The 21840-nt window shown below is 70.9% G+C and carries 19 protein-coding genes, 1 tRNA gene and 2 pseudogenes; 12 read left to right on the top strand and 10 right to left on the bottom strand.

The annotated features are described in order from the left end of the window. Positions 1-89: 89 nt before the first annotated feature. Positions 90-671 (bottom strand): TMEM165/GDT1 family protein, encoded by a 582-nt coding sequence (locus ACWGJM_RS31020; RefSeq protein WP_453415049.1) that lies wholly within the window; start codon positions 669-671, stop codon positions 90-92. A 396-nt stretch (positions 672-1067) separates the two neighbouring features. Here ACWGJM_RS31020 and ACWGJM_RS31015 point away from each other — a divergent pair, with 396 nt between their 5' ends. From ACWGJM_RS31015 to ACWGJM_RS31000, 4 genes are all read left to right on the top strand, one after another. Beyond that, positions 1068-1721, top strand: a complete 654-nt coding sequence (locus ACWGJM_RS31015; protein ID WP_453415048.1) for an HNH endonuclease family protein — start codon at positions 1068-1070, stop codon at positions 1719-1721. 63 nt (positions 1722-1784) lie between these two features. Continuing rightward, on the top strand, positions 1785-3425 hold the full coding sequence (locus ACWGJM_RS31010; protein ID WP_453415047.1) for an alkaline phosphatase D family protein: 1641 nt from the start codon (positions 1785-1787) through the stop codon (positions 3423-3425). A gap of 276 nt (positions 3426-3701) precedes the next feature. Beyond that, complete coding sequence (locus ACWGJM_RS31005; RefSeq protein ID WP_453415046.1) at positions 3702-4157, top strand: DoxX family protein; 456 nt, start codon at positions 3702-3704, stop codon at positions 4155-4157. Between the two features lie 131 nt (positions 4158-4288). Then, positions 4289-4912 carry a DedA family protein gene (locus tag ACWGJM_RS31000; RefSeq protein ID WP_453415045.1) on the top strand — a complete coding sequence of 208 codons (624 nt, stop codon included), beginning with the start codon at positions 4289-4291 and terminating at the stop codon, positions 4910-4912. A 59-nt stretch (positions 4913-4971) separates the two neighbouring features. Here ACWGJM_RS31000 and ACWGJM_RS30995 read toward each other — a convergent pair whose 3' ends face one another. Together ACWGJM_RS30995 and ACWGJM_RS30990 are read right to left on the bottom strand one after the other, a co-directional pair. Further along, positions 4972-5202, bottom strand: coding sequence for a DUF2277 family protein (locus ACWGJM_RS30995; protein WP_453415044.1), 231 nt, complete (start codon positions 5200-5202; stop codon positions 4972-4974). Positions 5203-5225: 23 nt separating this feature from the next. Then, positions 5226-5597 carry a hypothetical protein gene (locus ACWGJM_RS30990; protein ID WP_453415043.1) on the bottom strand — a complete coding sequence of 124 codons (372 nt, stop codon included), beginning with the start codon at positions 5595-5597 and terminating at the stop codon, positions 5226-5228. Positions 5598-5657: 60 nt separating this feature from the next. Between ACWGJM_RS30990 and ACWGJM_RS30985 the strand changes: the two genes are divergently transcribed. Together ACWGJM_RS30985 and ACWGJM_RS30980 are read left to right on the top strand one after the other, a co-directional pair. Then, positions 5658-6110 (top strand): MarR family winged helix-turn-helix transcriptional regulator, encoded by a 453-nt coding sequence (locus ACWGJM_RS30985; protein WP_453415042.1) that lies wholly within the window; start codon positions 5658-5660, stop codon positions 6108-6110. A gap of 67 nt (positions 6111-6177) precedes the next feature. After that, positions 6178-6549, top strand: a complete 372-nt coding sequence (locus ACWGJM_RS30980) for a hypothetical protein (protein ID WP_453415041.1) — start codon at positions 6178-6180, stop codon at positions 6547-6549. A 44-nt stretch (positions 6550-6593) separates the two neighbouring features. Here ACWGJM_RS30980 and ACWGJM_RS30975 read toward each other — a convergent pair. Next, a tRNA-Val gene (locus ACWGJM_RS30975) sits at positions 6594-6665 on the bottom strand. A 64-nt stretch (positions 6666-6729) separates the two neighbouring features. On the opposite strand from ACWGJM_RS30975, the pseudogene ACWGJM_RS30970 reads away from it, so the two are divergent. The 3 genes and pseudogenes from ACWGJM_RS30970 to ACWGJM_RS30960 all read left to right on the top strand — a co-directional run. Next, positions 6730-7329, top strand: a pseudogene (locus tag ACWGJM_RS30970) (DUF4097 family beta strand repeat-containing protein); the annotation flags it as partial. A 74-nt stretch (positions 7330-7403) separates the two neighbouring features. Beyond that, on the top strand, positions 7404-8672 hold the full coding sequence (locus ACWGJM_RS30965; RefSeq protein ID WP_453415040.1) for a hypothetical protein: 1269 nt from the start codon (positions 7404-7406) through the stop codon (positions 8670-8672). Positions 8673-8784: 112 nt separating this feature from the next. Next, positions 8785-9363, top strand: a complete 579-nt coding sequence (locus ACWGJM_RS30960) for a DUF4383 domain-containing protein (protein WP_453415124.1) — start codon at positions 8785-8787, stop codon at positions 9361-9363. Here the strand turns inward: ACWGJM_RS30960 and ACWGJM_RS30955 are convergent. After that, on the bottom strand, positions 9351-10529 hold the full coding sequence (locus ACWGJM_RS30955; RefSeq protein ID WP_453415039.1) for an amidase domain-containing protein: 1179 nt from the start codon (positions 10527-10529) through the stop codon (positions 9351-9353). The genes ACWGJM_RS30960 and ACWGJM_RS30955 overlap by 13 nt on opposite strands. A gap of 150 nt (positions 10530-10679) precedes the next feature. On the opposite strand from ACWGJM_RS30955, the pseudogene ACWGJM_RS30950 reads away from it, so the two are divergent. Further along, positions 10680-11860, top strand: a pseudogene (locus ACWGJM_RS30950) (RNA-guided endonuclease InsQ/TnpB family protein). Here the strand turns inward: ACWGJM_RS30950 and ACWGJM_RS30945 are convergent. Continuing rightward, positions 11853-13151 (bottom strand): hypothetical protein, encoded by a 1299-nt coding sequence (locus ACWGJM_RS30945; RefSeq protein WP_453415038.1) that lies wholly within the window; start codon positions 13149-13151, stop codon positions 11853-11855. The pseudogene ACWGJM_RS30950 and the gene ACWGJM_RS30945 overlap by 8 nt on opposite strands. Positions 13152-13201: 50 nt before the next feature. Continuing rightward, a complete protein-coding gene (locus ACWGJM_RS30940; protein WP_453415037.1) occupies positions 13202-15457 on the bottom strand; it encodes a transglycosylase domain-containing protein in 2256 nt (751 codons plus the stop codon). 358 nt (positions 15458-15815) lie between these two features. Between ACWGJM_RS30940 and ACWGJM_RS30935 the strand changes: the two genes are divergently transcribed. Further along, positions 15816-16034, top strand: coding sequence for an FmdB family zinc ribbon protein (locus ACWGJM_RS30935; protein WP_453415036.1), 219 nt, complete (start codon positions 15816-15818; stop codon positions 16032-16034). Between the two features lie 42 nt (positions 16035-16076). Here the strand turns inward: ACWGJM_RS30935 and ACWGJM_RS30930 are convergent, their stop codons facing one another. From ACWGJM_RS30930 to ACWGJM_RS30920, 3 genes are read right to left on the bottom strand one after another with little or no spacing between them, the layout of a single operon-like run. Next, positions 16077-16889, bottom strand: coding sequence for an HAD family hydrolase (locus tag ACWGJM_RS30930; protein WP_453415035.1), 813 nt, complete (start codon positions 16887-16889; stop codon positions 16077-16079). Then, positions 16889-19678, bottom strand: a complete 2790-nt coding sequence (locus ACWGJM_RS30925) for a phosphoribosyltransferase (RefSeq protein WP_453415034.1) — start codon at positions 19676-19678, stop codon at positions 16889-16891. The genes ACWGJM_RS30930 and ACWGJM_RS30925 overlap by 1 nt, the downstream gene beginning before the upstream one ends. 13 nt (positions 19679-19691) lie before the next feature. Then, positions 19692-20858, bottom strand: a complete 1167-nt coding sequence (locus ACWGJM_RS30920) for an HpcH/HpaI aldolase/citrate lyase family protein (RefSeq protein WP_453415033.1) — start codon at positions 20856-20858, stop codon at positions 19692-19694. A 189-nt stretch (positions 20859-21047) separates the two neighbouring features. Here ACWGJM_RS30920 and ACWGJM_RS30915 point away from each other — a divergent pair, with 189 nt between their 5' ends. After that, a complete protein-coding gene (locus ACWGJM_RS30915; RefSeq protein WP_453415032.1) occupies positions 21048-21836 on the top strand; it encodes a TerD family protein in 789 nt (262 codons plus the stop codon). Positions 21837-21840: the final 4 nt, after the last annotated feature.

Here is a 21840-nt window from a genome sequence, read left to right as displayed (position 1 = left end):
AACGGACGGGAGCCACTTTGTTCCTTCACGGTACAAAACCTTCCCGGTATCCGCCACCATCCCCGGCAAGCGTTCACCCGGCGTTCAGCTCAGCCGGCCACGGCTTCGTACAGGCTCCACACACCGAGCCCCAGCATCAGCAGGGCCGCGATCTGCGTGATCAGCCGCAGCGGCACCCGCTTCATCAGGGCCTTGCCGCCGACGATGCCCAGCCCGGCCACCGCCCACAGGCCCAGGACCGCGCCGAGCCCGACGGAGACCGGGTCGTCGTACCGGGCGGCGAGGTTCGCGGTCATGATCTGGGTGAGGTCGCCGAACTCGGCGACGAGAATGAGCATGAAGCCGGTGCCCGCGACCTTCCAGAAGGACTGGTCGGCGGGCTTGCGGATCTCCTCGTCGTCCTCGCCCTTCTTCAGCAGCAGCACCGCCGCACCGCCGAGGAAGAGGACGCCCGTGATCGCGTGCACGATCCGCTGGGGCAGCAGGGTCAGCACGCTGCCGGCCGCGACGGCGAGCACGACGTGCAGGAGGAAGGCGGCGGCGACGCCCGCGAACACGTACGAGGCGCGGTAGCGGGTGCCGAGGACGAGCCCGGCGAGCGCGGTCTTGTCCGGCAGTTCGGCGAGGAAGATGACGCCGAAGACGAGCGCCGTCACGGTGATGCTGATCAAGGATCCTCAATCGGTCGGGGCCGCCCCGCCGAGAGTGCTGAACCTCACATGAGACACCTCGGCACGGCAGCACACTCGACGCCCGTGCCGTGCGGCACGGGCGTGCACTGCTTGCCGAAGGTCTCGCTGGGCGGTCCGCGCGGGATCCGCCTCCGGGCGCCGGCTCAGGCTGGCTGAGCAGTATGTCGACGGTCCGGCGAAGAGCTACTCCCCTTCAACGCCCTCCATGGTACGTGAGGCCTCCGTGGGCCTCGGAGCCCGAAAGTTCATCCCTGGACCTTGTCGTGTCATGTACGCGTCATTAACTTCTTACCCGGCGCACACCTCCCCGCAACGCCGCGCCGCGAGCATTCCCTCGCTCGCACCCCAACGCCCCCACCCCACAAGGGAGTTCGCATGGCCCGCTCCGCAAGGTTCTACGCGCGTCGACGGCTGAGCATACTCGCGGCCCTCACCGGCCTGATAGCCTCCGCCGCCCTCTTCAACTCCCCGAGCGCCTCCGCCGCCCTCCCCACACCGGTCAGCGCCGCCACCGCCCGCACCTACCTCGCCTCGCTCACCGTGGCCACCGAGAACCGCACCGGCTACGCGCGCGACCTGTTCCCGACCTGGGACACCATCAGCGGCACCTGCAACACCCGTGAGTGGATCCTCAAGCGCGACGGTACGAACGTCGTCACCAACTCCGCCTGCACCGCCACCAGCGGCAGCTGGTACTCCCCGTACGACGGCGCCACGTGGACCGCCGCCTCCGACGTCGACATCGACCACCTGGTGCCGCTCGCCGAGGCCTGGGACTCCGGTGCCAGCAAGTGGACCACCGCCCAGCGCGAGGCCCTCGCCAACGACGTCACCCGCCCGCAGCTCCTCGCCGTCACGGACAACGTGAACCAGTCCAAGGGCGACAAGGACCCGGCCGAGTGGATGCCCTCGCTGACGTCCTATCGCTGCACCTACGTCCGCGCCTGGGTGCAGGTGAAGTACTACTACGACCTCTCGGTCGACTCCGCCGAGAAGACCGCGCTCACCAACTACCTGGCGAGCTGCTGACGGACCCTCCCCGCCCTCCTCCGCGTTCCGTACCGTACGGGGCGACGGAGGAGGGTGATCGCCGTGGCCGCACTGCGCCTGGGACCACTGCTGAGGTATGTCGACGGCGCGTGCGCGACCGTCTGGGTCGAGGCGAGCCGTCCGTGCACCGCCGAGGTGCGCTGCGCCGACGGAGCCGGCGGCACGGCCCGCACCTTCCAGGTGGCCGGCCACCACTACGCCCTGGTGCCGGTGACCGGACTGACACCGGGCACGTCGGTGCCGTACGAGGTGCTCCTCGACGGCACCCCCGTCTGGCCGCTCGCCGGCTCCCGCTTCCCGCCCTCGGTCATCGCCGCCCCCACCGGGGACCAGGCGGTCCGCGTCGTCTTCGGCTCCTGCCGCTGGGCCGCGTCCCCGGCCGACGGCGCGGACCCGGTCGGCCCCGACGCCCTCGACTGCCTCGCCGCCCGCCTGGCGGCCGACCCCGACGGCGAACGGCCTGACGTACTGCTGCTGCTCGGCGACCAGGTGTACGCCGACGAGACCTCGGCCGAGACCCGGCGCTGGCTGGCCGCCCGCCGCGACCTGCGCGAGGCACCGGGCGGCGAGGTGGCGGACTACGAGGAGTACACCCGGCTCTACTACGAGTCCTGGCTGGACCCCGAGGTCCGCTGGCTGCTGTCCACCGTGCCCAGCTGCATGATCTTCGACGACCACGACGTGGTCGACGACTGGAACACCTCCGCCGCCTGGCTCGCCGACATCCGGGACACCGCATGGTGGCAGGAGCGGCTGCTGAGCGGGCTGATGTCGTACTGGGTGTACCAGCACATCGGCAACCTCTCCCCCGCCGAGCTGGCGGCCGACCCCGTCCACGAAGCCGTACGCGCCGCCCCCGACGGCACCGACCTGCTGCGTGCCTTCGCCGCCCGCGCCGACACCGACCCGGCCTCGGTCCGCTGGAGCTACCGGCGCGACTTCGGCCGCGTACGCGTGCTGATGGTCGACTCACGGGCGGCGCGGGTGCTGGAGGAGGACCGCCGCGCGATGCTCGGCCCCGGCGAGGCACGATGGCTGCGCGACCAGGCGCTGGGCGACCGGGACGGGTACGACCACCTCCTCGTCGGCACCTCGCTGCCCTGGCTGCTGCCCCACCTCGTGCACGACGTCGAGGCATGGGACGCCGCCCTGTGCCGGGGCGTGCGGGGCGCGCGCTGGGCGCGGTTCGGCGAGAAGCTGCGCCGCCGGGCCGACCTGGAGCACTGGGCGGCCTTCCCGGAGTCCTTCGCCGACCTGGCCGGGCTGCTCGCCGAGGCCGGGTCGGGCCCGGAGGCACCGGCGAGCGTCTGCGTGCTGTCCGGAGACGTCCACCACGCCTACACCGCCGAGCCGTCCTGGCCGGCCCGCCCGCCCGAGGCCCGGATCCTGCAACTTACCTGCTCCCCCGTCCACAACTCCGTGTCGTCGTCCATCCGGCTCGGCTTCCGCGTCGGCTGGAGCGCCCCGGCCCGCCTCCTCGGCCGGCTCTTCGCCCGGCACGGCGGCTGCCCCCGGCCGCCGGTCAGGTGGCGCAGGACGGGCGGGCCGTGGTTCGGGAACCAGCTGATGACCCTGACATTGCACGGGCGTTCGGCCCGGCTGCGCCTGGAGCGGGCACGGGCGCGCCGAGGCTCGGACGGGGCACTGGAGACCGTCGAGGAGTCCGTGATCAGCCCCGCATGAGGGCACATGACAGGCCGTACACCGGGTGACCGCCACCGGCGCCCGGCCGGGCGTGGATTCGGACACGCTTTCGGACGCCGAAACGGTCGCGAGCGCCGCCTCACGTGCGGCTGTGGCCGAGACGGAACCGCAAACGGAAGCGGAACCATGGCCAAATGTTGAACTTGCAAGCATCCATTAGGTACTCCTAACCTGGGTCCCTCGTTCGGTACCGCCGCCCCCACCCGACCGGTCAGTCCCCGACCGGTCCGACCGAAACCGAAGGAGCAACCCCCCATGTCCGAACGCCTCAACACCGCTCAGCCCTACGCCCTCGGCCTGTTCCGGATGGTCGTCGGCCTGCTCTTCGCCGTGCACGGCGCCGCCTCGCTCTTCGGCGTGCTCGGCGGCGCGATGGGCACCGACGGCGGCACCATCGACGCCGGCACCTGGCCCGGCTGGTACGCGGCCGTCATCCAGCTGGTCTGCGGCGGACTGGCCCTCCTCGGCCTCGGCACCCGCGGCGCCGCGCTGATCGCCTCCGGGTCCATGGCGTACGCCTACTTCGACATCCACCAGAAGGCGGCCCTGTGGCCGATCCAGAACGGTGGCGAACTGGCGGCGCTGTTCAGCTGGTCGTTCCTCCTGCTCGTCTTCACCGGCTCGGGCGCCTTCGGCCTCGACCGGCTGCTGGCCCGGCGCACTTCCGGCGCGGAGAAGCGGACGACGGAGCGGGCCACGGTAGCGGCCTGACCAGCCCCGGTCACGGTGCCCTCCCCTGCCGCGCGGGGGAGGGCACCGTCACATCAGCCCCCTATGCACCTCCTGTCACAGCTCCGGCGTACGCTGTATGGCTGGCATCGGGGGACCAACGGGGAGTAGTCGTGTTCGAGAACGTGGGGTCACTGGCAGCTGTGACCGCCGCCGGTCCATGGATCTACGCCATGGTGGCCCTGTCGGTCCTGCTCGACGTCTTCCTGCCGGTGCTGCCGAGCGGGGTGCTGGTGATCACCGCGGCGACCGCGGCGGCGGCCGGCTCGAACGCGGCGACGGGAGGCGTCCCGCACGACGTGCCGGACATCCTGGCCCTGATCGTCTCCGCGGCCACCGCCTCCCTCGTCGGCGACCTCGTGGCCTACCGGCTGGCCTGGCGCGGCGGGGAACGGCTGGACCGCGCGATCGCCCGCTCCCGTCGTCTCACCACGGCGCAGGAACGTCTCGGCGCGGCCCTCTCCCGGGGCGGCGGCGCCCTGGTCGTCCTGGCCCGCTTCGCCCCCGCCGGCCGCTCTGTCGTCTCCTTCTGCGCGGGCGCCGCGCACCGCCGTGCCCGCGACTTCCTCCCCTGGTCCGCCCTGGCCGGCCTGTCCTGGGCCGCCTACAGCGTCGCCCTCGGCTACTTCGGCGCGCAGTGGCTGGGCGCCACCTGGCTGGCCACGGGGGTTTCCCTGGCGGCGCTGTTCCTGGCGGGAGCCGGCGCGGCCTACGTGATGCGCCGCCAGCCGGTGTAGTTCCGGTTCGTTCAGGTCACGGCCACCGGGGGCGGCCGCCCCCCAGACCCCCGCTTCGCCTAACTCCCCGGCCTGGCAGCCCCTCCCCGCACCTCCAGCCCCCCGAGCAGCTCCGCGGTGGCCTCCGCCACCGCCTCCACGGCTCGCTCGAACACCTCCCGGTTGTGGGCGGCAGGTGCCCGGAACCCGGAAACCTTCCGTACGTACTGCAAGGCGGCGGCCCGGATCTCCTCCTCCGTGGCCTCCTCGGCCAACGCGGGCGGGCGCAGTGTCTTGATGCTCCGGCACATGCCCCCAGTGTCCCCGGCGACGCTCAGTACGTCAGCAGCCATCCCGCCGAGATCAGGTGCAGCGCGGCGAGCGTGACGGAGGAGCCGAGCATGCCCGGGTTGCGCCGGGTGGCGCCGATGACCGCGTCGCCGAGCTGGGCCAGGCCGGCGACGACGAGGACGGGGGCGACGGCGTCCCAGGCGCCCGCGGCGAGGAGCGCCAGGACGACCGCGCTGAGCGGGACGGCTCGCACGGCATAGGCACGGGCGAAGAACACCACGCCTGTGTGGGCGGGCTCGTCCGGGCCGAGGGCCAGGGCGGGACGGGCGGTGCCGACCGCGGCGAAGAGTCCCGAGACGAGCGCGCCGAACGCGTTGAGGAGGCCGATCAGCAGGTGTGCGGTGTGCGCGGACATTCCCATCACCTCGTGAATCGTTCTGGCTCTGAATGATTGCCCGAAGGTACCGTACTCGCCATGAATGAAGTCAAGGGCTCCGCAGGCCTGCCGCAGACCCTGGCCTTCCGTCTCGGCACCCTCGGCGCGGTGATCGGCGACCGCTTCGCCGAGCGGATCGAGCCGTACGCCCTCAAGCCCAAGCACGTGGGTCTGCTCACCGCCCTGGGCCAGGGCCCGTTCGCCTCGCAGCAGGACCTGGCGGGACGGCTCGGCGTGGCTCCCAGCCTGGTCGTGTCGCTCGCCGACCATCTGGAGGGCCTCGGGGCGGTGCGGCGGGTACGGGATCCGGACGACCGGCGTCGCCAGGTCCTCACACTTACCGAGCAGGGCCACCGGCTGCTGGGCCACTGCGCCGCCGAGGCCCGCGCCCTGGACGCCGAGATCACCGCCCAACTCTCCCCCGCCCAGCGGGAGATCCTGCGGGAAGCCCTGGGCGCGCTCGCGACCCGGGCGGGCCTCCCGACGGACTGAGCACTCGTTCGCATGAACCTCCCGAACGAACTCGCCTCCCAAAATCGAACAGGCGTAGCATTGGGCTGTGGCTGCGACCTATGACTTTCCGAGTGACCTCCTCGCCGGTCAGGAGGAGCTGCATCAGGTCAGGGCCGAGCTGTCGGCCCTGCTGAAGCGGCTGCCCTGGTCGGTCGAGCCGCTGGACGGCTTCAGCGACGAGGGCGGCTGGCGCAAGGTGGAGCGCCCGGCCTCCCCGGGCTGGACGGCCGACGAACAGGCCGAGGTCGAGAAGCTCCGGCAGCGCGAGCACGAACTGGCGGTCTTCGTCAGCGGCCACCGCTTCTGGTCCGAGGTGGCCGCGAGCGACCGCGTCGACGCCCGCATGAAGCTCAAGCACGCGAACGAGGTGCGGCAGGAACAGAAGGAAGAGGGAGAAGAGGGAAAAGAGGGGGACTGACAGCGGAAGACCCCGGCCGGAACCGGCCGGGGTCTTCCCCACGGTGGGCGCGGACGGTTTCGAACCGCCGACATCCTGCTTGTAAGGCAGGCGCTCTACCCCTGAGCTACGCACCCGCGACGAGTCGACAGCCTACATTGCCGGGAGCACTGTCTCGCAAACCCGTATCCGGGGGTTACCCAGATCGTCGCCGCCGACTCGAACAAGGCGGGCACGGTCGAGGTCACCCGGTGGTTCGAGGGCTCGACCGTCGTGGGCAAGGACCCGGAAGTGACCTGGTCGATGAAGGACGACCGCCTGGTGCTGCGGATGACGTGCTCCGGATTCATCACCGACTGCTCCGCGAAGCACCGCATCGAGGTACCGCGCGGGATCGCGGTCAAGGTGGAGGACGACGACGGCAGCGTGCGGGCGCGCGGGTTCCACGACGCCCTCGGGATCCGTACGCACGACGGGTCCGTGCGCGTCACCGACTCCACCGGCCCACTGGAGATCCGCACCGACGACGGCTCCACGCACGCCGACGTCTCCTCGCCCCGGGTGCGGGTGACCTCCCAGGACGGCTCGGTCCACGTGGAATTCGGTGCCGTACCGGACCTGGTGGAGTCCCGCACCCACGACGGCTCGGTCACCATCGGGCTGCCCCGGGCCACGTACCGGGTGACGGCGAAGAGCGCCGACGGCGGGAGCCACGTCACCGTGCCCCGGAGCGACTCCAGTCCCCATGTCGTCTCCGCCCGCAGCGACGACGGGAGAGTCACCGTGCGAACCGCGAACTGAACGGCGCGTGTGTTCGTCTTCAACGGGTGGGAGAATGTCTCCTCGCAGGGCGAACCACGGCACAGGAGAGGGATGTGGCGGCGACACCCCGAAGGACCCCCGGTCCGGTCCGTGGCTGGTTCGGCGGCCGGGCGGAGGCCCAGCGGGCGGAGGCGCAGGCCGCCAAGGACGCCGCGGCCGCCGCGTTCTACGAGCTGGACACCGCTCAGCGGGATCTGCGGATCTCCATAGAGACGATCGCCGCCGTGGACGACTCCCCGGCGGCCCGCCGCGCGGTCGCTGACTTCGAGGCGCTCGGGCGGCGCATCGACGAGGTCAGTCAGCGGTACATCCAGGCCGTCGACGCGCACGACCTGGACCGGGACGACCTGGAGGCCTCCGTCGCCGGCCGGGCCCGCGCCGAGCTGAGCGCCGCCAAGGACGAGCTGGTCGACGTCAAGAAAGAGCTGGACCGTTTCGGCGGCTCCCTCGGGCCGCTGCTGGGCAAGGCCGAGACGCAGCTGGCCCGGCTGGCCCCGGCGGTGGAGCGGGCCCGGCAGGCGCTGCTGGCCGCGTCCAACGCCCTGGACGCCGTACGGGAGTCCGGGCTGAAGGCCGACGACCTCGCGGCCCGGCTCGCGACCCTCTCCCCCGAGCTGACCAAGCTCAAGCAGGGCGCCGGGCAGCACGGCGTGCCGCAGACGCTGGAGCGGGCCGAGCGGGTGCAGCGGGAGGCGGAGGCGATCCGCGCGGCGGCCGCGGGGCTGCCGGAGAAGGCCGCCGAGATCGATCACCGGCTGGTCAGCCTGCGGACCCGCGCGCAGGCGCTGACGACCCGGGCCGGGCAGGTGGAGCCGGTGCTGAGCGAGCTGCGGCGGCGGTTCTCCGCCGCCTGCTGGCAGGACCTCCAGCACGTGCCCGAGCAGGCCGCCGAGAACGTACGGCAGGCCGAGCGGAAGCTGTCGGAGGCGCAGGCCGCCCGGGACACCCAGCGCTGGCCGGACGCCACCTCGCTGCTGTCGACCGTGCGGGCGCTGCTGAACACCACCGACGAGGCCGTGTCCGCCGCCGGCGACCGGCTGGCCCGGCTGAACGCCGTACAGAAGGACCCGCAGCAGGAGATCGACCGGACCCGGTTCGCGATCCGGGACGCGCAGCGGCTGGCCATGACCGGCCGGACGACACCCGATCCCCGGCACGCCCGGCCGCTGGACGACTCCGTGGCCCGCCTGGATCGCGCGATCACCACGCTGGAGGGCCGCCACCCCGACTACTGGCACTTCCTGACCGAGACCGAGGCGGTACGACAGACGGTGACCCGGGTGGTCAACCAGATCCGCGAGGAACGCGGCGGCGCCCACTGAGCCGTCTGCCGCCGGCACACCCCGGCGTGTGCCGAGCCGTTGCCGTCGGGGCATGGCGGGCGGATATTGGGAGATACGCACCTTCTGCGCCCGCACGGACAGGGAGGCGGAGATGGCCTCGCACACAGTGCCCCCGGAAAGCAGCCGGCGGATCAGGTTCGACGAGCATCTGCCCGTGGACCACCGGCTGAACACCGTCTACCGGGTCGGCGCCGGCCTGATGGGCCTCTTCCTGCTGGTCTTCGGCGTCTTCGGCGTCATCAACCACATCGGCTTCTTCGACACCGGCGGGAACGCCGTCATGGGCCTGAACACCAACGGCACGCTGAGCATCCTGTCGATCTGCGTCGGGCTGCTGCTGTTCGTCGGCATGGTGATCGGCGGGAACTTCGCCTCGTGGCTGAACATGGTCCTCGGCGTGCTGTTCATCCTGAACGGCTTCCTGAACCTCGGACTGCTCGACACCGACTACAACTTCCTGGCCTTCAAGATCCAGAACGTGCTGTTCAGCTTCGTGGTCGGCCTGCTGCTGATGGTCTTCGGGATGTACGGCAGGGTCGGTACGTCCCTGCCGCACGACAACCCGTACTGGCGGGCCCGCCACCCCGAACCGTCGCCGCAGGAGCAGCGGTCGGCGCAGGAGGGACGGGACCGGCAGGATCCCCAGGACCCGCGGGATCAGGTGCGGTAGGCGTAGAACGCGGCGTTCGGGTAGGACGCGACGAGGCTCGCCACCGACCGGTTGTAGGTGTTGGTGGAGTGGTACGTCACGTACGGCACGCCCTGCGGGCTGCGGTAGGTGACGACCATGGAGTGGTCCTTCTCGCCGTCCTTGTTGAAGTCCATCTGGAGCACGTCGCCGATGTCCGCCTGGTAGACGTTGGCGAGGCTGGTGACGCGCTTGGAGGACAGGGCGAACCAGGAGAACTCGTTGACGCCGACGAACGAGTCCGACTGGATCTCGGAGTTGCCGAACCACTTGTGGAAGTCCGTCCCGTCACCGGGCACGTGCTTCCAGCCGCCCGCCTTCAGGGTCTGGCTGACGAAGTTGGTGCAGTCGCCGCCGGCACCCGCCCCGTTGAAGTCCGGGTAGTCCTTGTTGTAGTTGTTCCAGTACTTCGTCGCGTACGCCACCATCGCCTTGTAGTCATAACCCTTGGCGGTCATGTTCTTGGCGTTGGCCGGCGCGGGCCACGTGGTGGCCGACCTGGTCGCCTCGGGCGGACCGTCGTCGGCCGGGGCGGGGCTGGCCTTGACGGCGACCGGCTGCGTGGCCACCTGGTTCACGGCGATGTAGCCGTTGTCGGTGTCCTGGACGTCGGCCAGCTGCCAGTTGCCCTGCCGGTCGGCCCTGAAGGTCAGCTCGTGGTGGGCCTGGAACCCGGTGGTCTTCGGCTCGGTGCCCTTGACCTTCGCGTAGGTCAGCGTCGTGGTCTCGGTGACATCGGCCTTGGCGGTGCGGCCGGTCACCCGCGTCGCGTCCAGCGTGACCCGGGTGCTGCCGGCGCTGTACTTCTCGCCCAGCTTCGCGAGGCGGGACTTGCGGCCGCGCAGCTGGCTCAGCGCGGAGCTCTCCTCGCGGTTCTGCGAAGCGGACATCTTCACGTCGCCGGTGAACCCGGACGTGGCCCGCTTCGTGTCGGTCCCGTTCACCAGGGCGTCGGTGCGGTCGGTGAAGACCGCGTCGGCCAGCCGCTGGAAGGTCGCCTTGGTCGCCGCGTCCACCGTCGGATCGTCGACGACCGCCGCGCCGGCGCTCCAGTTGGGCACCAGGGCCACTCCGGCGACCACGGAGGCGGCAGCGGCCGAGACTATGGCGGCGCGGCTCCGCTTACGGCTCAGTTTTCTAGATTTCAATGCTGTTCCCCTCTACACCGGTACACCTACCGGGAGATGGCATCTTCGCACGGCATGCGAGTCGGTTGTGAAGGGGGATGCACAAGTGGAATCAAGGAGTTGGGACCTGCTACCTGCTGACCGTGCTGGGGCGCGTTCCGGTGTGTATGAGTGAGCGGGGCCTACCCGGACGCCGCCCAGCGCCGTGCGCTGGCCAGTGCATTCGGGTGCGCCCGCGTGGTGTGGAACGACTGCCTGCGCGACCGGAAGGAAGCGCACGCGGCCGGGCTGCCATATGTGAAGTCGGCCGAGCTGTCCCGACTTCACATCACCCAGGCCAAGCGCACCAAGGAACGCGCCTGGCTCGCCGACGTCTCAGCGGTCGTCCTCCAACAGTCCCTGCGAGACCTGGACACCGCCTAGCAAGAACTTCTTCGACAGCCTCAACGGCAAGCGGCAGGGCCGCAGGATCGGGCCTCCCCGGTACAAGTCGGAAGAAGGACACCCGGCAGTCGATCCGCCTCAACACCAACGCCTTCTCCCTCCAGGACAACGGCATGGTGTACGTGGCCAAGGTCGGCAACCTCAAGGTCAAGTGGTCCCGCAAGCTGTCGGCCGCCCCCACGTCCCTGACCGTCACCAAGGACAGCTCCGGCCGGTACTTCCTCAGCTTCGTCGTGGACACCGCACCGGACATCCTCCCCGAGGTGGAGACCGACGCCGGCCTTGACCTCGGCCTGTCCGCCTTCGCCGTCCTGTCCGACGGCCGGAAGACCGACAGCCCCCGCTTCCTGCGCCGGGTGGAGAAGAAGCTCAAGCGTCTTCAGCGGGAGTTGTCCCGCAAGGCCAAGGGATCGAAGAACCGGGCCAAAACCCGTATCAAAGTCGCACGCCAGCACGCCAAGGTGGCGGACCAGCGCCGGGACTTCCACCACAAGGCATCCACACAGATCATCCGCGACAACCAAGCGGTGTACGTGGAGGACCTCGCGGTGACCGGCCTCGGCCGCACCCGGCTCGCCAAGTCCGTGCACGACGCGGGATGGTCCGCGTTCGTCGGCATGCTGGAGTACAAGGCGGTCAGGCACGGCCGCGCCTTCGCCAAAGTGGACCGTGCCTTCCCATCCTCCCAGGTCTGCTCGGCCTGCGGATACCGGGACGGCCCCAAGCCCCTGCATGTCCGGGAGTGGACGTGCGGCGAGTGCCACACCGTGCACGACCGCGACCACAACGCGACCAGGACGAAAGTCCCGGCACAGCGCGTTGAAGCAGGAAGCCCCCGGAAGGGCCAGATGGCCCAGGCCGGAATCCCTGGACGTCAAACCAGGGTGCACGTCAAAGGCGTCACTTGACGACCGCCGACCAGTCCGGGTTCTGCGCCGGGTCGAGGGTGCGAAGGGCCGCCAGGGTCGAGGGCTTCTGTACGTCCATCCAGTCGGAGAGCTCCTTGAAGGAGACGCACTTGACACCCTTTTTGGCGCAGACGTTCTTGATGACCTGGTCTATCGCCTTCATGTAGATGCTGCCGTTCCAGTCCTCGAAGTGGTTACCGATGAACAGCGGTGCCCGGCTGCCGTAGTAGACGCGGTTGAAGCCCTTCATGTACGAGTCGACGGTCATCTGCTCCCAGTCGGGGTACTGCGCCGGGTCGCCGTGGACCTCGCCGTTGGACTGGTTGTAGAGGAAGTTGAAGTCCATCGACAGGGCCTGGTTCTTGTCCGTGTACGGGAGCAACTGCAACGGGAAGTCCCAGATGCCGTTCTTCTTCGTCGGCCATATCTGGAAGTCGCCCGGGGAACTGGCGTCGTAGCGCCAGCCGTAGCTCTTGATGGCCTTCAGCAGGTTGGGCTGGCCCTCCAGGCAGGGCGCACGGCCGCCGGTGACCTCCTTCTTGAAGTCGAAGGGCAGCGCGGGAATGTCCTTGAAGCCGGTGTTGGTCTTCCAGTTGTCCACGAAGGAGTAGAACTGGTCGATCTCGCTCTTCCACTGATCGACACTCCAGTACTTGCCGCCCTTGGCCTCGCAGAAGTGGCCGTTGAAGTGGGTGCCGATCTCGTTGCCCTGGTTGTACGCCTGCCGGAGCTGCTCCAGCGTGGTGCGTATGTGGTCGTCGGTGGCGTAGTCGATCGCGGCGTCGCCCCGCTGGTGCATCGGGCCCTGGTAGAGGTCCTTCTTGCTCTTGGGCAGCAGGTAGATGCCCGTGAGGAAGAAGGTCATGTGGGCGTTGTACTCCTTGGCCAGCTCCCGGTAGTGCGAGAAGAGGTGGTCGCTGCCCTCCAGCGCGCCGTCCCAGGAGAAGACGACGAACTGGGGCGGCTTCTCACCCGGTTTGAGCGGAACGGGCTTCAACTGGCCCTTCTGCGGGCCGGTGTAGGAGGTGGAGCCGTCCCCGAGGATCTTGGTCTTGCCGTCCCACTTGGGCTCCGCGGTGCTCTTGGGGGCGGCCTTGCCGCTCTTGCTCGACCCCGCGGCGGCGGTGGGCTCGGTGTGGTCCGGCCGGGTCAGGACCAGGAAACCCGCGACCACGGACGCCACGACGAGCAGGGCGGCGAGGGTCATGACCTGCGGGCGGGTGGCCCGGGGGGCGGGACGGCGGGCGCGGGCCCTGCGGCGGTGGCCGGTCGACGACTTGGTGCGGGTCATGCGGGGCTCATTCTGCGAGGGGGCGGCGGGTTGCGGGACGGCCACCGGGATCAGCCGAATCCCATGGCTTTCGACCATACGGTGTACGGGACGCTGTCCGTGGTGGTGCCGGCGAGTCCCTTGAGCGGCAGCGGTTCGAGGGATTTGGCCAGATCCATGCGGTAGACGACGACCGCGGTGGTCACGGACGAGGCGGTGCCCGTGTACCAAGAGGCGGTGTCGTCCTCGGTGGTCCCGGCCTTCCCGGACACCTCGGCCGTGACGGGGGCCCCGGCCGGGTGTGCGATGCGGAAGGATTCGGTGAGCGCCCGGCTGACGTCCTGGGCCACGTCCGCGCCGACCGCGCGCTGCGGGCGCGGGACGGCCATGGGGACCTGGGCGCCGTTGCGGGTGATCCGGCGCACCGAGTACGGCTCGGTGTGCGTTCCGGAGGCGGCGAACGTGGCGTATCCGCCGGCCATCCGGATCGCGCTGGGCGTGGAGTTGCCCATGGACAGCGCGGGCACCTGCGGGCCGATGCTGGAGGCGAGCAGGCCGGACGCCTCGGCGGTCCGGGTCACCTTGTCGAGGCCGGTGTCCATGCCGAGCTGCATGAAGGGCGTGTTCACCGACTGGGCGAGCGCCTTGTCCAGGGTGATCTGCCCGTAGGACTTGCCGTCGTCGTTGTGGGCTTTGATCCGGTTGCCGCTGCGGTCCCAGTAGGGCCCCTCGGGGGTGGTGACGACGTGGCCGTCGTTGCCGTCGTAGACCGTCTCGGGCGAGATGGGGCTCGGGACTCCGTCGCGCTTCTTGACGATGCCGTGCTCGAGCCCCGCGGCGTAGACGAACGGCTGGAACGCCGAACCGGCCTTGACGGTGGTCGCGTTGGACTCGTTGTAGCCCTGGGTACGGTGGTCGGGGCCGCCGTAGACGGCGAGGATCCGGCCGTCGGTGGCCACCGAGGCGGCCCCGTAGTGCCCGGTCTTCGCTTCCTTGGGGTGGTCCTGCTCGGCCTGCTTGCGGGCCTTGGCCACGGCGTCGGTGAGTGCCTTCTCCCGCTTGTGGTCGAAGGTCGTGTAGATCTGGTAGCCGCCCAGGTCGAACTGCTTGTCCGTGATGTGCGCGGACTTCTTGGCGTACTGGGACGCGACCTCCACCAGGTAGTCGCTCTGCTCACCCGTGTCGTACAGCGGGTTGGTCTTCAGCGGGTCGGGGAACTTCGTGTACTTGGCCCGTTCCTGCGGCGACAGCTTGCCGATCTTGACCATCCGGTCCAGGATCCAGGACCAGCGCTCCTCGGCCCGCTTGTGGTTGGCCTTGCTGAGCGTGGGGTCGTACAGGCCGGCGCCCTTGAGGAGGCCGGCGAGACAGGCGGCCTCGGAGGCGTTGAGCTTGCTGACGTCCTTGCCGTAGTAGGCCTGGGCCGCGCGCTGGATGCCGTAGGTGCCGCGGCCGAACCAGCTGGTGTTGAGGTATCCCTCGAGGATCTGGTCCTTGCTCATCTTGTTGTCGAGCTTGAGGGAGATCATCGCCTCGGTGAACTTGCGGCTGACGGTCTGGTTCTGGGTCAGGTAGACGTTCTTGACGTACTGCTGGGTGATGGTGGAGCCGCCCTCGGTGTCCCCTTCGCCGACCGTGCGCCACAGGGCCCGGGTGATGCCCTTGAAGGAGATGCCGGGGTCGCTGTAGAAGCTCTCGTTCTCCGCCGCGAGGACCGCCCAGCGGACGTCCTCGGGTATGTCCTTCAGTGGCATCGCCTGCCGCTGCACCCAGCCGGTGCGGGCCATGGGCGTGCCGTCGGACCAGAAGTAGACGTTGTCCTGCTGGGTGGCGTACGTGTTGAGGTTGTCCGGTATGTCGGTGACGGCGTAGGCGACGACCAGGAACATGCCCGTCAGGCCGATCGCCGTCAGCCAGGCCCCCAGCCACTGCCGCCAGGAGGGTATCCAGCGGCGCCAGCCGGTGCGGCCGGGGCGTGGGTAGACCGGCTTCAGTTTCCGGGCATAGGGGGCTGTTCGGGCGGCGAGCGGGGCGAGGTGCCGCGCGGCGGTGGCGGTGACACGAGCAACGGCGGGCGGCAGCGTGCGCTTGCCGCGCGGCTTGCGGCGGTCGGCGCGCCGACCGGGCGGGCGGATGCTCTCCCGCAGCTGGGACACGCGCAGTGCCATGGTCTCGTCGGGTCTCGGCGGCGCGCCCTCGTCGCCGGCGTCCTGGTCGCGGGCGTTCCTCTTGAGCGCCTCCTTGCGGGCGGCGTCCTTGCGGAGGGCCTCGACGCTCAGCTGCATGGTCTCGTCCGCCTTGCGCAGGGCGTCGACCTTCAACTGCATCGTTTCGTCCGGCGGCAGCGACGGACCCGCCGACGGCCGTTCATCCGGCGCAGCACGGCGTCCCCGGAGACGGTGGTCGTCCTCCGGGGCACCCTCCCCCTGCCCTGCCTCGGTCACTACTGCGTCTCCCTCCGCACTCGGCCTTGCGCGCGGGTAGACTCAGCGGGTGGACTTGACCGCTGCTGACGCGGCGTACGCCCCCCTCTTCCCCCGGTCTTGCTCCGGACTTGCGGCTCCTCGCGGCACTCACAAATTATCAGCGATCTTTGCAATATCTCCGCACAAGTGCCGGACAGAACCCAACACTAATGAAACTCTGAGCTGCCCTCGTCACGGCCCCGGCGGTTAGCCTATCCGCATGCCTCGCTACGAGTACCGCTGCCGCAGCTGCGGAGCCACCTTCGAACTGACCCGTCCCATGGCTCAGTCCTCCGCTCCGGCGACCTGCCCCGCCGGTCACGACGACACGGTCAAGCTGCTGTCCACGGTCGCGGTCGGCGGCTCGGCGGCCGCGCCGGCACCCGCGCCGCGGGCGGGCGGCGGTGGCGGGTGCTGCGGCGGCGGCTGCTGCGGCTGAGCCCGCCGGGCGGTGACGCCAGGCGGGCGGTTACCGGGTCGGTTACCTGGGCGCCTGTGCGGTCCTGAGGAACTCACGGGTGATCCGCTCCCCGGCCAGCACCCCGCGCTCGGGCAGGGCCGTGATCCCGGGAGCCGTCCAGCCGGTGTCGGCCAGCTCGCCGTGGCCCGGGCGCCAGCCCCGGTCGACGGCCAGCAGCAGGTCGGCGTCCAGGAGCGAGTCGCCCGCGCCGAGGACCAGGTCCGCGCCGGAACGGCGGGCGACCTCACGGACGGCGGCGCTCTTGGTGAGCGGCCCCGGCACGGCGTAGAGCTTGCGGCCCTGGAGGGAGACCGTCCAGCCGCGGTTCTCCGCCCATACGGCGAGCTCCTTCACCCAGTCCTCGGGCAGCAGTTCGCGCTCGACGACGAGGTAGGCGAAGAGGTCCTCGGCGACGCGGTGCTTGCGCACCCAGACCGGATCGGCGGTCCGCAGCAGGTGCTCCTGCACCTCGGCGAGCGGCGCGCACTCGCCGGCCAGCCGCTCGGTCACCCGTCGGTGCCAGTCGGCGTCCGAGACGCCGTCCACCAGCAGATGGCCGCCGTTGGCGCAGATCGCGTACTCGGGTGCCGGGCCCGGCAGGTTGATGCGCTGGTACTGCTTGCGCGTACGGGTGGTCGTCGGCACGAACACCGCCGTGTCCCCGAGCTCGGTGAGCAGCCCGGCCGCCGTCTCCGTCATGTACGACAGCGGCCTGCTCTCGTGCACCTCCACGCACAGCAGCCGGGGCGCCCGCGCGTCCGGCATGGTCAGCGCGAGGGCCGCCGCGGAGTAGATCAGCGTACGGTCGAGGTCGCTCGCCACCAGCACCGGCATCAGACGTTCACCGCCTTGCCGTCGGCACCGGTCGCGCCGCGCGTGTACTTGGGGTGGATCAGGCCCACGCAGGTGTACGGCAGCTCGTCCACCTCCTCGACGGGGACGCCGCGTTGCTCGGCCAGCAGGCGTACGTGGTCGAGGTCGGGGCCCGCCCCGGCCCGGGCCAGGATCTTCCACGGCACACGGCGCAGCAGCACGCGCGTGGTCTCGCCGACGCCCGGCTTGACGAGGTTCACGTCGTGGATGCCGTACTCCTCGCTGATGCGCTCCACCGCCTTCCAGCCCTCCCAGGTGGGCGTGCGGTCGCCGGCCGCCAGCTCCTTCACGGCCTCGTCCACGTCGTCGGCGACCTCCTGGAAGCGGGCGGAGACCGCGTCCAGGAAGGCCACGGACACGTCCGCGCCGGCGAGTTCGCGGTAGAACTTCGCGCCGTGGAAGTCGTTCGGCCCCACCAGGTCGGCGCGCAGCACGGTGCGGGAGATCAGGCCGGAGACGGTCGAGTTGAGGCAGGCGGAGGGGATGAGGAAGTCGTCGCGGGTGCCGTACGTCCGCACGCACGAGCCCGGGTCGGCCAGCACCGCGATCTCCGGGTCGAAACCGGTGACCCCGTCGGAGTCCTCGAACTCCGTGAGCGCGTCGGCGAGCTCGCGGGTGATCGCTCCCTTGCCGGTCCAGCCGTCGACGAAGACGACGTCCCGGGGGTCGTGGTGGGCCGCCAGCCAGCGCAGGGCGTTGGCGTCGATGCCCCGGCCGCGCACGATCGACACGGCGTAGTGCGGCAGCTCGAGACCGTGCCGGAACTTCGCCCAGCGGCGCATCAGCACGCCGACGGGGGTGCCCGCGCGGGCCAGGGAGACCAGCACCGGACGGGGCGACCGCTCGGCGATCACGGTCTCGGTCACGACTCCCACGGCCCGCGCGATCCGCGCCGCCGAGGCCTCCAGGGCGGCGTGGAACAGCGCCTGGTACTGCTCGCTCGGCTGGTATTCGACGGGCAGCGACTCGGCGTAGTGCGCGCCGCCGCTCTGGATCGCCTCCTCGCGCTCCTCGGTCGGCGCCTCCAGCGTCACGTCCGAGAGGTCCTGGAGCAGCCAGCCGACCTCCTCGGGCGGGTACGAGGAGAAGGCGGGGCCGCGGAGGGGCTCGGGCAGCATGGCTGGCCTTTCGGGGGCGTGCGGGGGCTCGGGGACGTATGACGGTACGACGCCGAGCAGGACGTACGGGGCATGCTCGGCCAGTCGGGCCAGGAGGCCGTGCGGGGCGTGCAGCGCGGGTGTGTCGGCGACCGAGTCGACGACGGCGACGACCGCGTCGAAGCCGGCGCCCGCGACGTTGTAGGCGTAGCGCTCGCCGGGGCCGTCGGCGGGGTCGTCATGGGCGGGGAAAACGATTCGGCTGCGTATCGCGTAGCCGGGGTCGTCGACCGCGAGCACGGGCGAACGGGTGGTGGTCGAGTACCGCACCTCGCCCTCCACCGCCCGCTCCAGCGCCTCGGCCAGCCGCAGCGGGGCGTACATCAGCTCCTCGAACCCGAGCACCAGCACCCGCCGGGCCCCGGCGGGCAGCGCCTCGGCGACCCGAGCGGCCATACCGGGCAACGCGTCCTCGAGCCGAACCCGGTCCCCAGGCGTGAACCCGTGCCGCCCCCCGTCGGGGACCCCGACGGGCCAACCGAGCGCGACCCGGCCGACCGGCCCACGAGCCCCCGCCCCAGCCTCAGCCACGACCCCGCCGACGGCCCGGCCCCCGCCCACGGCGGTCGCGGCTCCAGGGCTTGCCGTACCGGCTGCACGGCCCCCCACCGCCGCGCCACCGTCGGCCACCCGGCCGTCGGCCACAACGGCACCGGCCGCCGCTTCCGCCGCCGTCCGGTGGCTGTCCACCGCCGTCTCGGCATCGCCGGTCACGCCGGCGCCCGGCACACCACCGACCGCCTCGGCCACTCCCGCCTCCGCCGCAGGACCGCCCGGCTCGGCCGGGGCGGTCGCGGGGGGCTGGGCGGCCGGGCGGGTCCCGATGGTGCCTATCGCGGCGGCAGCCGTGTCGCACGGCGTGTCCGGCGCGGCGGACTCGTACCGCGCCACCAGTTCCTGTCCCTTCGCCAGCACGCCCTCCGGCAGGAGGACCGTGCCGGAGGCGGCGGCGATCAGGTCCACGCGGGCCCCGATCCGCCGGGCGAAGTCCGCGAGGCGGCCCGCGTCCTGCGGGGAGCGCATGTCGACCAGGGCGACCACGACGTACCGCCGCCGTGGATGGCGCTCGTGCAGGTCGCGGATGGTGTTGAGGACCGTGTTGCCGGTGGAGAACTCGTCGTCGACGAGGACCAGCGGGCCGTCGCCCGCCAGCAGCCCGGGGTCCGCGGGGAGCAGGAGGTGGGAGGTGGCGTGCGAGTGGGACTCCTCGAAGCCCCCCGCCGGGGCGACGCCGGCGACCGGGCGGCGGGTGGAGTGCAGGTACGGGGCGAGGCCCAGGCCGTCGGCGACCGAGTGGCCGAGGCCGGTGGCGGTCTCCGCGTAGCCGAGGACGACCGCCCGGGCCGCCTCCTCGTCGCCGAGCAGCTCACGGACCCGGCGGCCGAGGGCGACCCCGTGGCCGTACACCACGGACGGCGACTGCGGTACGTGCTTGCCCAGCACATGGGAGACGAGCAGGTGGGCCCGCTTGGGGTTGCGGCGCAGGGCCATTCCCAGCAGGTCCGTCAGCCCGTCGTCGCCCCTGAGTTCGACCCCGAGCCGCTCGGTGACCCAGGCGCCGGACCAGACCCCGTCGTTCAGTGCCTTGTTCATGCGTCCCTTGTGTTCAGCCGGGTATCCCGGCGGCGAGCAGCTCCACGAAGCCGACGTCCTCGTTGGCGACGCCGAACACCTCGGCGCGCAGCATGGTCCGCTCGGCCCAGGCGCGGTGCGGCTTCACCTCGTTCATCTTGTTCGTGTAGGCCGACCTGAGTACACCCCCACCGCCCCGTTCCGGCCGCAGGATGTCCACCGCGTCGCTGAACTCCTCGTGGCTGACCACGGACAGCGCGTGCACGGGAAGCACGTGGGAGGGGTGGATGCAGGTCTTGCCGAGCAGGCCGTTGGCCTGGTCCAGGGAGATCTCCCGCAGCAGCCCGTCCATCGCGTGCTCGATGAGCCGCTCGCGCAGCCCCACGGCCTGCCCCTCCAGGAAGGGGCTGTGCCGCAGCATCGGCTTGAACATGCGCTCGGGCACCCGGAAGTACTCCCACACCGGCCCGGTCACCGTGAACCCCGTGCCGTCGGCCCGCCCCAGCATGTTCACCACGTCGGCGATCACGGAGGCGACGATCTGCACGTCGTACGCGGTCATGTCGGGGGCCCGGCGCAGCCCGTAGGAGGAGCAGAAGTCGGTCACGCCGAGGCGCAGGGCGAGCACCCGGTCGCGGTATTTGTCGACCGCCCGGAAGATCCCCTCCAGTGCATCGACCCGCGACTCCCGGTACAGCAGCTCGGGCGACTCCAGCACCGGCATGGCGAACAGCCGTCGGCCGCTCTCCGTCTCCGCGGTGGCCAGCGCCTCCAGGAAGAGGATGCCGCGTTCCTCGGTGAACTTGGGTATGACGAATCCGGACAGCAGCCGGACGGCGGGGCCGAGCCGGCGGGCCAGGTCGGGGATCTGCTCGGGCACCCGGACCCGGATGAAGAGCAGGGGCAGTTCGGCACCGTTCCGCGCGGCCAGATCGGCGAACTGGCGTACGAGGTTCTCCTCGCCCTCCACGACGTCCGCGTCGTCGATCGAGTCCTCCAGGCACAGCACCATCGAGACCACGCCGTTGCCGGCCTGCTTGACGATGTCGTCGGCGAGCCGCGGCCGGGTGGCGGGGCTGTACAGCGTGGCCCCCAGGGCCGCGGACAGCAGCCGGGCCGGGGAGTCGGCGGTGAACTCGCAGGGCTCCTGGTGGAAGAGGCGCCGCCGCACCTCAGGGGCGATGTGCCCGAAATGACGCATAAACTCCCCCGTGGCACAAAGTAAGCCTGTGGATTCTGGAAGACAGGTGGCCGGTAATAGTACGTAGACGTCTATGTCCCGGGTTCCCCCGGGGCATGAATTTCAAGTAACGGCGGGTGTGCGCGCGTGCTTTTTCCGCAGCCGGACCCCGCATTGTCGTGACCAGGACCGAGAGGGCAGGATGACCGCATGACGCACGCGATGCTGAAGGGGTCGAACGTCCCGCTCGAAGCCACGGCGGTGCGCGCCGTGCTGCGCTGGACGCCCGGGCAGGGGGTCCCGGACGTCGATGCCTCGGCGCTGCTCCTCGGCCCCGGCGGTCGTGTGCGCTCCGACGAGGACTTCGTGTTCTACAACCAGCCCCGGCACCCCTCCGGGAAGGTGTGGCGGCTCGGCAAGAAGCGTGCCGCCGAGGGCCTCACCGACACGATCCAGACAGATCTCACCGGTGTCGAGCCCGGCGTCGGCCGGATTCTCCTGGTCGCTTCGGCCGACGGCGTCCCCTTCGAACACGTACAGGCCCTGCGCATCCTGCTGTACGACGCGACGGTTCCGGACGGGGAGCCGCTGGCCCACTTCGACATCAAGCCCGAGACCGGCGCCGAGACCGCGCTGATCTGCGGTGAGCTGTACCGGCGGGGCGAGGGCTGGAAGTTCCGCGCGCTGGGCGAGGGCTACTCCAACGGCCTCAAGGGTCTGGCGACCGACTTCGGCATCTCGGTGGACGAGTCGGAGACGGCGGAGGAGCCCTCCCCGTCCCAGCCGCTGCCCCCCGAGCAGCCGACGACCTCGGTCCCGCCGCAGCCCACGTACGGCTATCCCCAGCAACAGCAGCCCCCGACCACGCAGCCCGCCTACGGATACCCCCAGCCGACGAGCCCCACGAGCCCGCCGGCATACGGCTACCCGCCCGCGGCGACGGCCTTGCCGGACCCGGACTTCCGGCTGCCGCCACAGGGACCGCAGTTCGTACGCTGAGCGG

Source organism: Streptomyces sp. NPDC054834 (genome assembly GCF_053611185.1).
Note: the sequence above shows the minus strand (reverse complement) of the source record. Positions and strands in the feature narration are given on the sequence as shown.

Coding starts and splice junctions, on each gene's coding strand:
- ACWGJM_RS31015 (WP_453415048.1), top strand. CDS start 1,068: ATGGCCCGCTCCGCAAGGTTCTACGCGCGTCGACGGCTGAGCATACTC.
- ACWGJM_RS31005 (WP_453415046.1), top strand. CDS start 3,702: ATGTCCGAACGCCTCAACACCGCTCAGCCCTACGCCCTCGGCCTGTTC.
- ACWGJM_RS30995 (WP_453415044.1), bottom strand. CDS start 5,202: ATGTGCCGGAGCATCAAGACACTGCGCCCGCCCGCGTTGGCCGAGGAG.
- ACWGJM_RS30990 (WP_453415043.1), bottom strand. CDS start 5,597: ATGTCCGCGCACACCGCACACCTGCTGATCGGCCTCCTCAACGCGTTC.
- ACWGJM_RS30985 (WP_453415042.1), top strand. CDS start 5,658: ATGAATGAAGTCAAGGGCTCCGCAGGCCTGCCGCAGACCCTGGCCTTC.
- ACWGJM_RS30960 (WP_453415124.1), top strand. CDS start 8,785: ATGGCCTCGCACACAGTGCCCCCGGAAAGCAGCCGGCGGATCAGGTTC.
- ACWGJM_RS30945 (WP_453415038.1), bottom strand. CDS start 13,151: ATGACCCGCACCAAGTCGTCGACCGGCCACCGCCGCAGGGCCCGCGCC.
- ACWGJM_RS30940 (WP_453415037.1), bottom strand. CDS start 15,457: ATGCAGTTGAAGGTCGACGCCCTGCGCAAGGCGGACGAGACCATGCAG.
- ACWGJM_RS30935 (WP_453415036.1), top strand. CDS start 15,816: ATGCCTCGCTACGAGTACCGCTGCCGCAGCTGCGGAGCCACCTTCGAA.
- ACWGJM_RS30930 (WP_453415035.1), bottom strand. CDS start 16,889: ATGCCGGTGCTGGTGGCGAGCGACCTCGACCGTACGCTGATCTACTCC.
- ACWGJM_RS30925 (WP_453415034.1), bottom strand. CDS start 19,678: ATGAACAAGGCACTGAACGACGGGGTCTGGTCCGGCGCCTGGGTCACC.
- ACWGJM_RS30920 (WP_453415033.1), bottom strand. CDS start 20,858: ATGCGTCATTTCGGGCACATCGCCCCTGAGGTGCGGCGGCGCCTCTTC.
- ACWGJM_RS30915 (WP_453415032.1), top strand. CDS start 21,048: ATGACGCACGCGATGCTGAAGGGGTCGAACGTCCCGCTCGAAGCCACG.